The sequence below is a fragment of the Actinocrinis sp. genome (assembly GCF_035946395.1).
Classification (GTDB): Bacteria; Actinomycetota; Actinomycetes; order Streptomycetales; family Catenulisporaceae; genus Actinocrinis.
This window is the reverse complement of sequence record NZ_DASYZI010000127.1, coordinates 1-2,787: the sequence shown is the minus strand read 5'-3', so window position 1 is coordinate 2,787 and position 2,787 is coordinate 1. Positions and strand designations below refer to the sequence as shown.

The window sequence follows — 2,787 nt, the reverse complement described above, 5'->3', positions numbered from 1 at the left end:
GACCGGCTCGCCCGTCGTGGAGCTCAACCGCGCCATCGCCATCGCCGAGACCGAAGGCCCCGAGGCCGGCCTGCGCATAGTCGACCAGCTCGGTCTCGACGACTTCCGCTACCTGCATTCGACCAGGGCCGAACTCCTGCGACGTCTCGGGCGGACCGACGAGGCGCGTGACGCCTATCGACGTGCGAGACAACTCACCGACGACGGCGCCGAACGGCGTTTCCTCGAACGCCGGCTAGCGGAACTCGCAGGCACGACGGGCTCGGGTTAGGTCAGAAGCCAGGAGCCCGGGCCATGATCACGCCCGGGGCTCCGGACCTGCGCTTTCAATGTGGGTAGTCTGATACGGCACAGTGAGGTGATCTCAGAGAAATAGGACTATGATCTGGTCTGGCGCCACCTTCTTTCTTGATGTGGCTCCGTCTGGTCCGGGATCGCTACGCCGGAGATCAGCGCGTCCCGAGCGAAGCCGTGCTGCGACCGGCGACGGGGCGTTGCCGGAGGGCCGACACTGGCACCATGCGCGGCCGGGGCGCTGCTCGGTGACTATGACCTCGGCAGAGTGCGCTGGCGGTTAATGATCACTGGGCCGTGGGAGGGCGGCGCTCTCCCAGTACCGTGTCGTCTCGTCGCGCTTGAGGACCTGTCGCGGGGCGGGCGCGGCGGCTGGCTATGCCTCGATCAGGTGATGCTCAAGCGGGACCCGCCGAGGGTGCACAGCGTTGCTTCGCGTGATTTTCGCGTCCCTTCCTCGCGCGCTGACCCGGATGGCGAGGTACTCGGTGCGACGACCGCCGGTCAGATCAGGGAACTGATCCTGGTCAGCCAGCTGGTCGGTGTAGATCTGAACCTCCGCCTGCGGTGTGATGGTGGCCTGCTCGACCGCCTCCCATCCGGCAAGGTCGGCAGCCGGGCCGGATTCAAGTACGCGCACGTCCAGTGTGATGTATCCGAACTGGTGGCCTGTCCTGATCTTCAGAGGTTGTCCCGGCCTTTGTAGAACTTGAGAGTGGCGGTCCCCCGCCTGGTGCCTGCCGAGTGGTGGGTGTCGGGCAACCGCTAAGTCATCCGACGAAGGGAAGGGGACCGCCGTGAGCAACATTCCGGGCACTACTCCAGGAGCAGCAAGGGAGCGGCGATAAGGCAAGAGCTCTAGATGCCACCGACATGCTGGCCGTCGACGATGCGCTTACGGCCGAGCCGGGCTTCGGCATCGACAGCATCCTGGCCGTACTCAAGACAGTGACTAGCTGGCGCGTCCCAGGTGAGCCGCATCCCCCGATCGGGCGGGTCGTGCGCAGCACTCTCGTGCACAACATAGTGGCATGGTCGGGGCTCGCCGAAACCCAGGTGCGGCGAGCAGTTGACGCTTGCACCCTGACTGCTGAAGATCTTCAACAGGAAGGGTTGCCATACTGACAGCTCGAGCAACGCGGCGCCCGGCTGGCACGGCGTCCGCTCATCAGACCGCCAGGCCAGGCGGAAGACGAGGAGCTGTGGCTCCTGACACGTTGCGCCCACGCGACATAACGCGTCTGGGCACGATACCTAGACGACCGTCGTCTTCCCTGGCCCGACAAAGAACTGCCCACGGTGGTGCGCGCCGAGGTCGCCAAATGGCGCAGGCACGCAGAACAACGGTTCGAGCGGCTCATAGCCGCAGTCGCGGAAGCTAGCGGCCTACCATTCCGTTCCGGCCTGACCATCAAGAACGCTGCGGCTCGCGGCCTGGATATCCCTGGCGAGATCGACGTGCTCATCGCAGCTCCTGAGCGCCACATCCTCTGGGTGGTTGAGGCCAAACATCTGAAAGAGCCGTTCGGCCCGATGGAGATTGCCTTTCACGTCGCCGAATTCCATGGCCCGGAGGCGCTCGCCATCGATGCCAGCACCAACGACTTCCGGCAGTTCCAGAGCAGAAATTTCAAGTCACACGACGACGCGCTCAGCGGAAAAGTCGACGCTGTGCGGCGCCACATCCGAGCCGCCTTCCGCGCTCTCGACATGGACCCCTCGCAAGACTCATTGGCCGCACTGACTCCATCAGACGAGTGCCAGGGCGACGGCTGGCAGGTCTTCGGCGTCTTCATCACAAGCCACGTCGAAGTCGCCGCATTCACCGCTGACCCGACACCCCGTTCGTCTCAGTCGACGCGGACACCGCCTGGCGACCCGCTCGGGGCCCGGCCACCCCCGTCGATGTCCCCGCTGGTGACGACCGGTTCCACGCGGCGTGGATGGCCGCCCGCAGCCTAGCGATCTCCGCGAGATCCTCGCCCACTTGCCCGTACAGCTGCCACGCGATCGCCGCGAGCGATTCCGCGTCACCCTGCGCCTGGGCGTCGGTTAGTTCCGCCGCTAAGTTGAGCGTCGCCGCTGGCGTCAGCATCGAGCCCTCCTTTCAACTGTTAGCAGATCTCATCACCGGGATGCCCGCGACCGTGAAGTCCGCGCCGGACTGCCAGCACGTCACGCTCGAACCGTATGCCGCGCTGCCCGGGGGCCTCAGGGATCGGACCCGTCTCCTCCGCGGTCCGCCGCGGCACGACCGTGGCCGGGGAGCTTCCTGACAGCTCCCCGGCCTGGCCGTCCTAGCGGTGCGTTGGGCTGGACGATCTTTGCTAGCAGACCGCCTGGGTCATCAGGCTGGCGGTGGCGGGGGTTTCGGTGTCGGTTACGGACGTGTTGTTGGAGGGCGGGACGTTGGGGAAGGAGGACGTGGCCGCGGTGAGCGGACCGGACTGCTCGGTGGTCGCGCCGTTGGCCTGGGAGGTGCACTGGCCGCCG

Annotated in this window: 3 protein-coding genes and 1 pseudogene; 3 read left to right on the top strand and 1 reads right to left on the bottom strand. The window is 66.1% G+C overall.

Features of this window, described 5'->3' with window-relative positions:
- Positions 1–271: pseudogene (locus VGS97_RS08135) on the top strand (RNA polymerase subunit sigma-24); the annotation flags it as partial.
- Positions 272–670: 399 nt separating this feature from the next.
- Here the strand turns inward: VGS97_RS08135 and VGS97_RS08130 are convergent.
- Complete coding sequence (locus VGS97_RS08130) at positions 671–934, bottom strand: hypothetical protein (protein ID WP_326852650.1); 264 nt, start codon at positions 932–934, stop codon at positions 671–673.
- Between the two features lie 233 nt (positions 935–1,167).
- Here VGS97_RS08130 and VGS97_RS08125 point away from each other — a divergent pair, with 233 nt between their 5' ends.
- Positions 1,168–1,419, top strand: a complete 252-nt coding sequence (locus tag VGS97_RS08125) for a hypothetical protein (protein ID WP_326852649.1) — start codon at positions 1,168–1,170, stop codon at positions 1,417–1,419.
- 174 nt (positions 1,420–1,593) lie between these two features.
- The gene (locus VGS97_RS08120; protein ID WP_326852647.1) at positions 1,594–2,256 is read left to right on the top strand and encodes a hypothetical protein; all 663 of its coding nucleotides are present in this window, start codon (positions 1,594–1,596) and stop codon (positions 2,254–2,256) included.
- Positions 2,257–2,787 lie beyond the last annotated feature (531 nt).

Bases quoted from the DNA above. Each gene is read 5' to 3' on its own strand.
- VGS97_RS08125 (WP_326852649.1), top strand. From the start codon at position 1,168: ATGCTGGCCGTCGACGATGCGCTTACGGCCGAGCCGGGCTTCGGCATC.